Raw genomic sequence first — 11,897 nt, 5'->3', positions numbered from 1 at the left:
CGCCCACCGGGTCGCTGGTCCCGAACCAGGCCCGAACCGGGCCGGCGGGGGCTCAGGCGCGCAGGCAGCCGTGGCGGAAATAGGCCGCCGCCATCTGCGCGGCCTGCGCCGAGAACAACAGGCCGGTGTGGCTGGCGGGGATCACGGCATGGTCGCTGAGCCCGTCCAGGCGGGTCTCGGCGACCGCCACCGTGCCGTCGCTGTCCGGTCCGAGATCGCCGAAATAGCGGCCCAGACCGCGCGGGGTGGAGCCGGCGATCACCGCCACTTCGGCCCGCCCGCACCAGGGCGGGCAGCCGCGCAGCAGCAGTTCGGCGCTGCGGCCCAGCGCGGCCGCGGTCCAGGCATGCCGCGCCAGGCCGCCGGCGGCGGCGCTGCCGCACAACGGCGAGCCCAGGCAGACCACGCGCCGTACCGGCAGCTCGGGCTGCGCGGCCAAAGCGCTCAGGGTCATCAATCCGCCCAGGCTGTGGGCCAGGACGTGGGTGGGGCCGGCGCCCAGGCGCTCGGCCAGCCCGGGCAGGGCGGCGTCCGGGCCGCCGGCGGCGCCGGCATAGGCGTGCAGGGCGGGCTCGAAGCCGGCCTCGGCCAGGCGCGCGGCCATCCAGCGCATGGACAGCGCCGGCATCCAGATGCCGTGGATCAGCATCACCTTGCGCGTGCCATCCGTCGTCGCTCGCTCCATCGCCGCTCCGTCGTTCGCCTTTGAGGCGATATCGGGTCTGCGGCGATGCTAACCAAGTCGCGCCGCGGCGGTCGCGTGCGGGAGCGGCGCGAGTCGCGACCACGACGTGCGGGCGACCCGCACAGGTTCGCGAGCATGAGGGTCGCGGCTTACGCCGCTCCTACCCCAGAGCGCCGTGCGATGGCGGGCGTCGACGGCGCGAATCGCGTGGAACAAGCGTGACCTGGCTAGCGGAACGGTTGTCCCATCCACGGGACGCCCTGGACTGTGATGCCGCGCCCCTCCCGGCGCCGCGGGCAGCGCTCACCATCGCCGCGCCCCCCACTCACGGAGTCCACATGGACCTGCGACCCGTATTACCCGGCGTCCTCGCCTTCGCGCTGACCGCCGTGCTCGCTCTGTCGCCCGCGCACGCCGGCGAAACCACGCCCGCGCAAAGCAACGACGACCTGTCCAATCCCCACCGCGGCTTCCTGCTGTGGGGCACCACGGTCGGCGCCGACGGCGGCTTGCCCGACAACTACTACGGCGCGTCGATCTACCAGATCTACCTGCCCTGGCGCGAAGTCGAAACCGCCGACGAGCGCTACGACTGGGACGGCTTCGAGCAACGCCACCTGGCGCCGATCCTGGCCGAGGATCCCAACGCCACCTTCGTGCTGCGGCCGCTCGCCGACTACCCCGACAGCGTCGGCAACAACATCCATCACTACTACGACAGCGAACAGCCCGAGCGCGACTACCCCAAGTTTCTCGGCCAGGCCCCGCTGAACATTCCGGGACGCGTCTACAACAGCTGCGGCGGCGACGGCCCCGGCGTGGCGCCGGACTACAACACGCCGGCGATGCGCGAGCAGTTGCAGCAGTTCGTGCACGCGTTCGCGCGCCGCTACGACGGCGACCCGCGCATCACCGCCGTCCATGTCGGCCTGCTCGGCTTCTGGGGCGAATGGCATACCTCCGGCTGCGCCAGCTACGAGCCCGACGCGACCACGCGCGCGCTGGTGCGCGACGCCTACACCAGCGCCTTCGCGCAGACGCCGCTGCATACCCGCTACGCGCGCGCCAGCGACGTCGGCGGCGCCGGGTTCGGTTTCAGCGAGGACTTCTTCCCCTCCTACACCGCGATGTGCAATACCTATTCGCCCGTGCTCAAGCGTTGCGACGACACCGGCTGGTGGAACCTGGAATGGGGTTATCGCAACGAGGTCCCGGCCGCGCGCGAGAACTGGCGGCTCAATCCGATCGGCGGCGAAAGCCCCTACGCCGATCAGAAGAAGCTGTGGACCGACCGCACCGCCGACATCGTCAAGCTGGTGCGCGACTACCACTTCACCTGGCTGGGCCCGGCCGGGCAGCACGAGAACACCGGCACCGCGGCGTTCCGCGCCAAGCTGCTCAGCATCAAGCGCGCGCTGGGCTACGAGTTCACCGTGCGCCGCGTGGCCTGGTCCGATCAGGCGGTGGTCGGCGCCAGCCTGCCGGTCACGCTGAGCATCGAGAACACCGGCGTGGCGCCGCTGTACCAGGTCTACCAGGCCGAGCTGCACTGGCTGGACGCGGCCGGCACGCTACGCGCGAAGTCGGTGCTGGACTATCCGCTGACCGGGCTGTTGCCGGGCGCGCCGCACAGTCAGGCCATGCAGGCGAACGTGCCGGCGACGCTGGCGCCGGGCCGTTACACGCTCAAGCTCGCGCTGGCCGACAGTTGGCCGGGCCGCCGCGGCATCGCCCCGCAGAACGTCGGCCGCGACAGTAACGGGCGCCTGACCTTGGGTGCGGTGGACGTGGTGGCGGCGCGCTGAGTCTTGCGCATCGCTTGGGGGTAGGAGCGGCGTAAGCCGCGACCGCCATAACTCGACCGCCTGCGCGATGACCATCGCGCAGGCGGTCGCAGGTCGCTGCGGAATCGAAAGCTCGTCGGTGTGCGGGTTCGCGGTCGCGGCTTACGCCGCTCCTACCCCACCGCATGTATCGGCCGGCCGCTCAGGCCTGCGCCGGGCGCCGCAGAATGAACTCGTGGTCGCGGGTGTCGCCGACCACGAAATCGTAGTCGCCGACGTGCACGAAGCCGTGGCGCGCATAGAAGCGCTGCGCGCCGTGGTTCTCGGACCACACGCCGATCCACAGCGTGCGCGGACCGTCGCGCAGCAACCAGTCCAGCACGGTCTGGAACAAACGCCCGCCCTGCCCGCCGTTCTGGGCCTCGCGCAGCACGTACAGACGCTTGAGCTCGCCGTCGCCGGGCGCGACCTCGGCATGCGGCAGGCCGCAAGGACCGGCCAGGGCGTGGCCGACCGCGACGCCGTCGCGCTCCAGCAGCCACACGGCGTAATCGGCGTCGCCCAAGGTGCGCGCCTGCGCCTGGGCCGAATAGGCTTCGTCGATGAAGCGCTGCAGGTCCTGCGGCGGATACAGGTGTCCGAAGGTCTCGGTGAAGGTACGCGCGGCCAGGTCGGCCAGCAGCGCCGCGTCGTCGGGCGTGGCGCGGCGGATATGGTAGTCGTCGCTCATGACCATCAGCTTCCTGTAGGAACGGCGCAAGCCGCGACCGCGCAACCGCACACAGCTGCGCGAACGACCAGCGCACTAAACCGCTACTACGCCGGCGGCCGGTGGGGCGCGGTCGCGGCTCGCGCCGCTCCTACCCCACAGCAGGATCGGCCTTAGGCCGGATCCTTCGGTCGCACCATCACGTGCACTTCGGCCAGCTGCGCGTCCGGGATCGGCGACGGCGCGCCGGTCATCAGGCATTGCGCGCTGGTGGTCTTGGGGAACGCGATCACATCGCGGATCGACTCGGTGCCGGCCATCAGCGCGGCGATGCGGTCGATGCCGAAGGCGATGCCGCCGTGCGGCGGCGCGCCGTACTTGAGCGCGTCCAGCAGGAAGCCGAACTTGGCCTCGGCCTCTTCGGCGCCGATGCCGAGCAGATCGAACACCGCCGACTGCATCTGCGGACGGTGGATGCGGATCGAACCGCCGCCGATCTCGTTGCCGTTGAGCACCATGTCGTAGCCGCGCGACACCGCGGTCTTGGCGTTGGCGCGCAGGTCGGCGATGTCGTCCACGGCCGGCGCGGTGAAGGGGTGATGCAGGGCGACGTAGCGCTGCGCCTCCTCGTCCCACTCGAACATCGGGAAGTCGGTGACCCACAGCGGCTTCCAGCCTTCGCCGATCAGGCCCAGGTCGCGGCCCAGCTTCAGGCGCAGCGCGCCCATGAAGTCGCTGGCGGTCTTGTAGTCGGCGGCGCCGAAGAAGATCGCGTCGCCGCTCTGGGCGCCGCTGGCTTCGACGATCTTGGCCAGGGTGGCGTCGTCGAAGAACTTGGCGATCGGCGAGTTGATGCCCTCGCGGCCCTTGGACGCGTCCTCGACCTTCATCCAGGCCAGGCCCTTGGCGCCGTACTTGGCGGCGTGCGCGCCGGCGTCGTCGATCTGCTTGCGCGACCAGCCCGCGGCGCCCGGCGCGCGCAGCGCGATCACGCGACCGTCGGCGTGATTGGCCCAGTCGGTGAAGACCTTGAACTCGCAGGCCTTGACCAGCTCGGCGATGTCGACGAACTCCAGCTCGATGCGCAGGTCCGGCTTGTCCGAACCGTAGCGACGCATCGCCTCGGCGTAGGTCATGCGCGGGAACTGTGCGTCGAGCTCGACGTCGATGGATTCCTTGAACACCACCCGGATCATGTCCTCAACGGTGTCCTGCACGTCGCGCTCGGAGACCCAGGCGAACTCCATGTCGAGCTGGGTGAATTCGAGCTGGCGATCGGCGCGCAGGGCTTCGTCGCGGAAGCAGCGCGCGATCTGGTAGTAGCGGTCGAAGCCGGCCACCATCAGGATCTGCTTGAACAGCTGCGGCGACTGCGGCAGGGCGTAGAACTCGCCCGGGTGCATGCGCGCCGGCACCAGGAAGTCGCGCGCGCCCTCGGGCGTGGCCTTGGTCAGGATCGGGGTTTCGATGTCCTGGAAGCCGCGCGCGTCCAGCCAGCGGCGCAGCGACTGCACCAGGCGGATGCGCGTGCGCATCATCTTCTGCATCTCAGGACGGCGCAGGTCCAGGTAACGATAGGTCAGGCGGGTTTCCTCGCCGGCGTTCTCGTGGGCATGGAACGGCAGCGGCTCGGCCTTGTTCAGCACCTCGATGGTCGCGGCCAGGATCTCGACCTTGCCGCTGCGGATCTTGTCGTTGGCGGCCTGGCGCGCGCGCACCGTGCCGGTCACGCGCACGCAGCTCTCCACGCTCAGGTCGCTGGCGATCTTGAACAGCTCGGCCATGTCGGAATCGACCACGATCTGGACCACGCCCTCGTGATCGCGCAAATCGGTGAACACCACGTGGCTTTGGACGCGGTTGGTGTTGACCCAGCCGCACAAGGTGACGGTCTGGCCGATCAGCGCCTCGTCGACGAGGCCGCAGAAGTGGGTACGCATGGAAACTCCGGGATCGAAACGGCGGCCGGCGCAGGGCCGGCACGGTGGGGGGCGCCGGGCGGAGCCGGCGCGCGTCCGGGCCTGGGCCAGGAACACGCTATCTTAACGGCTCCAGCCGGTTACTTGTCCCGCAGCGGCGCCCAAGGCTGGATTTCGTCCACATCTAATCCGCCCACTGCCCGCCCCATACGCACCCGCACCACCGGCCGCGGCCCGGTTCGCCGCGTGCTCCATCCGGCTAGGGGATAGGCCATGCTGAAATTGCTCAAACCGTTGTCGCTGGCGTTGTGTCTGGSGGCCCTGGCCGCGCCCGTCCAGGTCCTGGCCCAGCCCCAGGCGCGGGCCTATGCGCCCGAAAACCTGCGCAACCTGTCCTACAACGACCAGGTCCGGGTGATCAGCCTGGAGTACTCCGAACAGTCCAACGGCCGGCGCATTCCGGACGACCAGTTGCGCTTCTATATCGATCAAGTCAACCGCTCCAACTGGACCTTCAGCCGGATCAAGACCGACATCTCGCAGTCCCTGACCGGCAACGGCGGCGGGATCGGCCCCCAGCCTGGCGGCACGATCCGTTGCGAGAGCAGCGACGGCCGCCCGCGCACCTGCCGCACCAGTTGGCCCGGTTATTCGCGCCTGCTGCGGCAGCTGTCCAAGACGCCCTGCACCGAGGGCAGCACCTGGCAGTCGCGCGACGGCAACATCTACGTCAGCGGCGGCTGCCGCGGCGAGTTCGGCCCGGGCCTGAGCCCGCCGGTGCCGCCGGTCGGGCAGACCGTGCGCTGCGAAAGCAGCGATAACCGCCCGCGCACCTGCTCGGTGCCCTGGTACGGGCCGACCCGGCTGTCGCGCCAGCTGTCCAGCTCGGCCTGCGTCGAGGGCCGCACCTGGCAGTCGCAGAACGGCCAGGTCTGGGTCACCCAGGGCTGCCGCGCCGACTTCGTGGCCGGCGCCCAGATCCAGCCGCCGCAGCCCGGCGCGCGTCGGGTGACCTGCTCCAGTGTCGACAACCGCACCACCACCTGCGCCTGGCCGCCCGGCTACGGCGTGCCGCGCCTGTTGCGTCAGATCTCCAAGCAGCCCTGCATCCAGGGCAATACCTGGGGCATCAGCTCGCGCACCGCGATCTGGGTCAGCCGCGGCTGCCGCGGCGAATTCGGTAACTGATAGGCCCATGGCGGGCGCCGCAACGGCGCCCGTCGCATCCGGCTCGCATGAACCCGCCCCCGAATCGCTCCGGGGCGCGGTTCAGTCCGAGGACGCGGCCGGCTTGGCGGCCGGCTTGGGCTCGCTCTTGGCCGGCTCGGCCTTGGTTTCGGTCTTGCTCTCGGCCGGCTTGGGCTTGTCCGAACCGCTGGAACCGGCGGCATCGGCCAGATTGCGCTTCTTGTCGCCGTCCTTCTTGAAGTCGGTCTCGTACCAGCCGCCGCCGGCCAGACGGAACTGCGGCGCGGTGAGCTGACGGCTCACGGCTTCCGCCCCGCAGGACGGGCACACGCTGGGATCGGCGTCGGACAGCTTCTGCAGACGGTCGAAGCTGTGCCCGCAGGCGCTGCACTGGAAGGCGTAGATAGGCATTGCGGTTCGGGTTTTTCCGGGACGGACGACAGCAAGGATGGGGATTTTAACCGCCGATTCAACCGCGGTCGGGTTCGCGGGGAGGCGCAAGGCCGGCGGCGGCGCCAGGCAGGACCCGCCGAGGCACTGCTGGAAGGTCGGGCGTACGTTGACGTAGACCTCGTAGTTGCCGGTGTAGCCGGGCGGCTTCAGCTCGAACTGGGTGTGCAGCTCCTCGATGCCGTACAGGCGGTCGCCCACCCGCTTGAGCGGCCGGAAATACCGGATCCGGGTCGGCGCGCAGGCCTGCGCTCCGTCGGCGAAGGCGCTGGCGCAGTCGCTCACGAAGCGCGTGCCCCCGCTGGGGAAGCGGGCCCGGGTTTGGGTTTCGTAGAGGCGTTCGCTCGCCACCTGCCAGCGCATGAGGATGGTGTAGGCGCCGCTTTCTACGCTGTCGTCGCGGTACTCGCCGCTGCCGTCGGCATTGCGTTGGATTTCCAACGTGTAGTGCAGATTCGGATAGGCCGCGGCCTGCGCGAACGCGGTGCCCAGGGTCCAGGTGCCCTGCGCCTGCGCGGCGGTGTACGGCACGCTGTCCACCGCCAGCGAGCCGCTCACGCCGACCACGGTCTGCCCCAGCACGCCGCTGGAGGTGCCGGTGGCCAGGTAGATCACGGTATCGGCGTAGTCCTCGCCGTCGATGCTCCAGTAGCGCAGCGACACCTGTGGCGTCTGCATGAGCAACTGCGTGCGCTCGACGATCCAGCCGAAGTCGCTGCCGGCGCCGGCCGGCTGCGGCTGCATGTTGGCGCCGACCTTGTTGCCGTGGTCCTCGGTGACGCCGCTGCCACCCGGGTCGAAGCGGTGTTGGACGAAGCCGCACTCGCCGAGCAGCTCGTGGTGGGTCGGAATGTTCACCGGTATCGCGCAGACCCAGGGCAGCGCGCGTCGGCTCGGCGCCGCGATCCAGGTGTTGGCGCGTGCGATCGCATGCAGGTCGGACACCGACCACAGACTCACCGGGTGATACGCCTGCGGCTCGCGCGACGGATCGTCCGGGAAACTGCGCGTCCACTCTTCGCGCGTGACCCACAAGTCGTGGCGATCGCCGTCGAACATGCGTCGCAGCACGATGCGCGCCAGCGTCATTCGGGTGCGCCCGATGCCTTCGTAGCGGTCGATCACGCGCGGCGACTTCGGCAGCAGCACGACCTCGCCGGACGCATCCAGCTGTGCGTTGTAATTGGGGCGCCCCGGCTCGGCCTGGCCATCGTGCAGGCTGTAGCTGCCGTCGGTATTGGCCAGCAGCAGTTGCGGCGCCGACGAGAACACCGGCACGTTGTCCAACTGCACGGGCGCCATCAGCAGCATCTGCGACGGCAACTCGGACAGGTCGCGCAAGGGCGCGTAGTCGGCCTGCGCGAACGCGAGCTCCGGATCGGCCGGCCACGATACGCTGCCGATCCAGTTCCGATAGGCGTTCTCGTCTTGCAGAAACTGCTGCCCGTCGGTGTAGCCACCGGGTAGCGCCGCTGCGCCCGAGGCCACGCCGGCCAGCAGATTGTTGGCGGTGAACAAATCCGCGCCCGACACGGCGCGGGTGGCGCGCTCGAACTCCTGATCGCTGACCGCATCGCGGCCTTTCAGCGCCGTGCGCACCAGAAACGCCAGCGCGCTGCTCCAAGGCGATACCCGCAGCGTCGGCAGCTCGACGGCGTCGACGCGACGGTCGCCGCCGGTATGCGCGATCAGCTTGCCGAAGCTGCCGACCACGCTGCGATAGCGCACGCGCTGCGACAGCACTTCGACGTCGACCATCTCGGCGGGGTCCAGGGCGTCGACCGTCGCCACGTAGCCGCCGCCTTGAATCTGGCCGGCGAAGCTGCGGTTGCCGACCCGCACTAGGATCGATTCCGGAGCCGCGCCCGGCGCCAAACCGCTGATCTCGCCCGCGATGGTCAGGCTGACCGGCGGTCGCTTGGGCTGCGAGCCGCGCGCCTCGATCGGTTCGGCCGGATCGCCCGGCGCGGCCTGCAGCGCCACGCGCACGCTGGCGGCGCGCGCCAGCGCCGCCTGGATCGCCTTGTGGAAAACGGGTGCCGCGAACGCGGCCACCATCACGACCGCGGCCGTCGCCGCCAGCCACTTCCTGTTTCGACTCATTCCCATCCCCAGTGGTAGGCGCAGCGAGCGATCGCGCCGCGCGGCAATCTAAACCAGCATAAGCACAGGGTCGATACTTGCCGGGCTGCAAACCGCCGACTTTGCTGCGGGCGGTGGATCGGCGCGCCGAATCGGGCCACTGCGCGCGCGGACCCGCGGCTAGAATCCCCGGTTCGCTCCAGGTCCGCCGCGCGCGGCCGCCGTCATCAGGAAACGCATGTCCCGAAATCTCTGGCTGGCACTGGCGATCGGCCTTACCGCCGCCGCCCTGGCCGCGACCTACGTCTTCGAACCCGGCGCGCTGCGCAAGCCCGCGCCCCCCAAGGTCACGCCGCTAGGTTGGAGCGGACCATTGCAGTTGCGCGCGGGCGACGGCGTGCAAGGCCTGCGCGATGGCGTCGGCGCGCAGGCGCGTTTCTCCGATCCTTACGGCCTGGCGCTGGGCCGCGACGGCACGCTGTACGTGGCCGACGCCGGCGACAACAACCGCATCCGCACGATCCGCGCCGACGGCAGCGTCGCCACCTTCGCCGGTTCCGACGAAGGCTTCCGCGACGGCGTCGGCGCTGCCGCTGCGTTCGACACGCCCTCGGGCCTGGCCCTGGACGCGGCCGGCAATCTCTACGTGGCCGACACCGGCAACCACGCGATCCGCAAGATCGACCCGCAAGGCGCGGTCAGCACCGTGGCCGGCGACGGCAGCGCGGGTTATCTCGACGGCCCGGGCAAGGCCGCGCGCTTCAACGGGCCCACCGGCGTGGCCGTGGACGCCAAGGGTCAGGTCTACGTCGCCGACACCTACAACGACCGCATCCGCGTGATCGGCCTGGATGGCCAGGTGCGCACGCTCGCCGGCGGCGAACGCCCGGGCTATCAGGACGGCCCCGCCGCATTCGCGCGTTTCGACACCCCCACCGCGCTCGCGCTGGACCGTCACGGGCGCGTGCTGGTGGCCGACCTGCGCAACAACGCGATCCGGCGCATCGGCCTGGACGGCGCGGTGAGCACCGTGCTGCAAGGCCTGCCCGAGGATCCGCCGGACGCGTTACGGCGACCTCTGAGCCTGGCGGTCACCCACGACGGGGTGATCTACGTCGGCGAGATGGCGCGCGGGCGCGTACTGCAGATCGGCGCCGATCGCGTGCTGCGCACCATCAGCGGCGCGGTCGCGGGGCAGCGCCTCGCGCGTCCGTCGGCCTTGGCGCTCGCGCCCGACGACAGCCTCTACGTCGCCGATGCGTTGGGCTATCGCGTGCACCGCCTGGCGCCGGCCGTGCCCGGCGCGGCCGCGATCGCCGATGCCGTCGGCCCCTCGCCGCTCAACCCCTTGCCGCGCAGCGAGGGCCGCTGGCCGCTGGCACCGCAGACCGCTTGGCACGAAGTGGTAGGCACCCTGGGCGAAGTGCGCGGCGACGGCGATGGCGAGAGCCGTCACCACTTGCACGGCGGCCTCGACATCGCCGGCGACGTCGGCCAACGCGTGCTCGCGATCGCCGATGCCAAGGTCAGCAGCCCGCACGCGACCTGGGGCCTGGGTCAGTTGGGAGAAGGCCTGGGTCTGGACACGCTGGGCTATGTGCACATGCGCGTGGGCCGCGATGCGCGCGGCGACTCGCTCGACCCCACGCGCTTCCATCCGCTGTTCGACGACACCGGCAAGCTCGAACGCGTGCGGGTCCCGCGCGGTACGCGTTTCCGCGTCGGCGACGCCTTGGGCACGATCAACGCGATGGCCCATGTGCATCTGATCGTCGGCGCCGAGGGCTACCAGCGCAACGCGATCAGCCTGGGATTCCTGGGCTTCGCCGACCGCTACGCGCCGCAGATCGAGCGCGTGGCCTTGCTGGACGACGCGGCCCAGCCGCTGGAACAGCGCGAGCAAGGGCGCGTGGTGGTGTCGCGTGTCCTGCCCGGCGTGCAGATCGTGGTCGACGCCTGGGATCAGGTCGACGGCAATCAGGCGCGACGCCGGCTCGGCCTGTACGCGCTGGGCTATCAATGGCTGAACGCGGCGGGCGCGCCGATGCCGGGCTACGAGATACCGCGTAGCAACATCCAATTCGATCGCATGCCGTCCGAGGACGAGGCCACCAAGGTGATCTACGCCGACGGCAGCGGCATCACCGTGCACGGAAGCGCGATCACGCGCTTCCGCTACGTGCTGACCAACACCGCCCGCGACGGCAAGCTCGCGACCGGCCTGTGGGTACCGACCGAGCTGCCGCCAGGGGATTACACGCTGCGCATCACCGCCAAGGACTACAGCGGCAACGTGGCCGGAGCCAAACGCGATCTGGAAGTACGTTTGCAGTAAGGCTATAGACAGCGACGCCGAAAACAGTCGCCCCCGCTCCGGACCTCGAAGTTGCTTCGAATGCAGCCATTGCCGTTGCCGTTGCCGTTGCCGTTGCCGTTGCCGCGGCATTGAAGTCCAAAAGCCCCGCACTCACCCGACCAACCGTAGACCCGAAGGGCGGCGCGCAGGACGCGCGCCGTTTTTCGAATGGACAAGGATGTCCATTCGAAAAATCCCGGCGAAAGCCTCGAACTCGCAGGGGAGGGTTGGTCACGCTAGCCCTTCTCTTTGGTTACTTTCTCTTGGGCTAGCAAGAGAAAGTGACCCGCATGCGCAGCAGGCGGAAGCCAACTCGCAGGGGAGGGTTGGTCACGCTAGCCCTTCTCTTTGGTTACTTTCTCTTGGGCTAGCAAGAGAAAGTGACCCGCATGCGCAGCAGGCGGAAGCCGTTGACCTTCGGACCGAGCCGACGAGGCAACAGCAAAAGCAAATCCTCCCCAACCCTCCTTTTTCAAAGGAGGGAGCTAAAAGCAAGAGGAAGTGACCCGCATGCGCAGCAGGCGGAAGCCGTTGACCTTCGAGCCGAAGCGGACGAAAAAACAGCAAAAGCAAATCCTCCCCAACCCTCCTTTGAGAAAGGAGGGAGCTAAGAGCAAGAGCTTGCTGGCGTTCAGCTGTGCACGAACCTGCGGTTCGTAAGCCGCGCAGCTTCACCCTTTTCCAAAAAAGGCGACGTCGCAAGACTTACGTGCTAGGGGGCGCT

General features: G+C 69.5%; 7 protein-coding genes. 3 read left to right on the top strand and 4 right to left on the bottom strand.

Annotated features, from left to right (window positions below):
* Positions 1–52 precede the first annotated feature (52 nt).
* The gene (locus ASE35_RS18660; RefSeq protein WP_235570114.1) at positions 53–685 is read right to left on the bottom strand and encodes an alpha/beta hydrolase; all 633 of its coding nucleotides are present in this window, start codon (positions 683–685) and stop codon (positions 53–55) included.
* A gap of 338 nt (positions 686–1,023) precedes the next feature.
* Here ASE35_RS18660 and ASE35_RS18655 point away from each other — a divergent pair, with 338 nt between their 5' ends.
* On the top strand, positions 1,024–2,490 hold the full coding sequence (locus tag ASE35_RS18655; protein WP_057164758.1) for a DUF4832 domain-containing protein: 1,467 nt from the start codon (positions 1,024–1,026) through the stop codon (positions 2,488–2,490).
* Positions 2,491–2,671: 181 nt separating this feature from the next.
* Here the strand turns inward: ASE35_RS18655 and ASE35_RS18650 are convergent, their stop codons facing one another.
* Together ASE35_RS18650 and aspS are read right to left on the bottom strand one after the other, a co-directional pair.
* Positions 2,672–3,205, bottom strand: coding sequence for a GNAT family N-acetyltransferase (locus tag ASE35_RS18650; RefSeq protein ID WP_057164851.1), 534 nt, complete (start codon positions 3,203–3,205; stop codon positions 2,672–2,674).
* Between the two features lie 146 nt (positions 3,206–3,351).
* Positions 3,352–5,118, bottom strand: coding sequence for an aspartate--tRNA ligase (gene aspS / locus ASE35_RS18645; RefSeq protein ID WP_056182405.1), 1,767 nt, complete (start codon positions 5,116–5,118; stop codon positions 3,352–3,354).
* A 252-nt stretch (positions 5,119–5,370) separates the two neighbouring features.
* On the opposite strand from aspS, the gene ASE35_RS18640 reads away from it, so the two are divergent.
* Entirely contained in the window at positions 5,371–6,285 is a 915-nt protein-coding gene (locus ASE35_RS18640) for a DUF3011 domain-containing protein (RefSeq protein WP_235570113.1), read from the top strand.
* 81 nt (positions 6,286–6,366) lie between these two features.
* Here ASE35_RS18640 and ASE35_RS22280 read toward each other — a convergent pair whose 3' ends face one another.
* A complete protein-coding gene (locus tag ASE35_RS22280) occupies positions 6,367–8,838 on the bottom strand; it encodes a zinc ribbon domain-containing protein (protein WP_343123527.1) in 2,472 nt (823 codons plus the stop codon).
* A 217-nt stretch (positions 8,839–9,055) separates the two neighbouring features.
* Between ASE35_RS22280 and ASE35_RS18630 the strand changes: the two genes are divergently transcribed.
* Entirely contained in the window at positions 9,056–11,152 is a 2,097-nt protein-coding gene (locus ASE35_RS18630) for an NHL repeat-containing protein (protein WP_057164757.1), read from the top strand.
* The last annotated feature ends 745 nt before the right edge of the window (positions 11,153–11,897 follow it).

The sequence above is a fragment of the Lysobacter sp. Root916 genome (assembly GCF_001429785.1).
Lineage (GTDB): Bacteria > Pseudomonadota > Gammaproteobacteria > Xanthomonadales > Xanthomonadaceae > Lysobacter.
Note: the sequence above shows the minus strand (reverse complement) of the source record. Positions and strands in the feature narration are given on the sequence as shown.

Coding starts and splice junctions, on each gene's coding strand:
- ASE35_RS18660 (WP_235570114.1), bottom strand. CDS start 685: ATGGAGCGAGCGACGACGGATGGCACGCGCAAGGTGATGCTGATCCAC.
- ASE35_RS18655 (WP_057164758.1), top strand. CDS start 1,024: ATGGACCTGCGACCCGTATTACCCGGCGTCCTCGCCTTCGCGCTGACC.
- ASE35_RS18650 (WP_057164851.1), bottom strand. CDS start 3,205: ATGGTCATGAGCGACGACTACCATATCCGCCGCGCCACGCCCGACGAC.
- aspS (WP_056182405.1), bottom strand. CDS start 5,118: ATGCGTACCCACTTCTGCGGCCTCGTCGACGAGGCGCTGATCGGCCAG.
- ASE35_RS22280 (WP_343123527.1), bottom strand. CDS start 8,838: ATGAGTCGAAACAGGAAGTGGCTGGCGGCGACGGCCGCGGTCGTGATG.
- ASE35_RS18630 (WP_057164757.1), top strand. CDS start 9,056: ATGTCCCGAAATCTCTGGCTGGCACTGGCGATCGGCCTTACCGCCGCC.